General features: G+C 65.6%; 2 protein-coding genes. Both read right to left on the bottom strand.

Annotation, left to right across the window (positions count from 1 at the left end; translation table 11 throughout):
* The coding region (locus tag AC1DMS_RS31710; RefSeq protein WP_478182144.1) for an IS110 family transposase at positions 1–213 on the bottom strand (213 nt) is incomplete at its 3' end.
* Positions 214–476: 263 nt separating this feature from the next.
* On the bottom strand, positions 477–977 hold a 501-nt coding region (locus AC1DMS_RS31705; protein ID WP_478182143.1), incomplete at its 5' end, for a transposase.

Raw genomic sequence — 977 nt, 5'->3', positions numbered from 1 at the left:
CCACACCGGCTTCCAGTACACGCCGGTGGCCTCCATCGCCACATGGGTGCAGTCGTGCTCGGCCAGCCAATCGCCCAGCGCGAGCAATTCGGTGGTGGTGGTGCCGAAGCTGCGYACCTCCTGATGCATGGGCGGGSAGACGCATCGCACGCAGGCCACGATGGTGTCCTTGTGCACGTCCAGGCCCGCACAGCGCGGATAAAGCACTTGCATGAGAACCTCCTGACGGTTGAGGGGCACCGCAGGCAGTCCTCGTCTTCGAACTCTACTAAGCGTGCTTCGGGGCGTCGCCGCCCTCTGTCACATTCCGGGGTGCTCGCAGGACTGCGGGTCCAACTATTGAACGGGTTCGCAACACCAAGCAAACGCCGACCTCGTCAGCAGTGCCGGGCTCCATCCTATGACCATGCGTCATCGATCGCCAGCCACGGCACACGCTTCATGCCCCGGGGTCGGGCCCGTCCGATGGCGAACTACTAAGAAGCGCTCCCCGCATGAGCCTGCACCGGAACCTCGCAGCCGAGATCTTGAAGTCGTTTCATGAGGCGACGGATGGTTTTGGTGCGATCCTGGCGGTCGAAGTGCTCGCAGCCGAGGTCGTTGTACTCGGTGCCGTCGCGAAGCATGTGGTATGCGGCGGTGAGCATCGAGGCGGCCACCGCGAGGATGGCCTTCTTGGCTCCGCGGCGTGCCTTGATACGCAGGAACTGCGCTCGCAGGTAGCTGGACTTGACGCGCACCGCGGCCCAGGCGGCGGTCACCAGGGTGGTCTTGATCCAGGTGCCACTCTTGCGCACGCGGGTGGATCGGCGCTTGCCGGCGCTCTCGTCGCTGCGCGGGCAAAGGCCTGCCCAGGAGATCAGATGCCCGGCAGTGGGGAAGCGCGACATGTCCACGCCGATCTCCGCCACCACGACACTGGCCGTCAGGTCACTGACCCCGGGCATCGTCGTGAGCAGGCGGGCGCGCTGCCGGAT

It is taken from the genome of Variovorax sp. 05T418, assembly GCF_056396385.1.
Note: the sequence above shows the minus strand (reverse complement) of the source record. Positions and strands in the feature narration are given on the sequence as shown.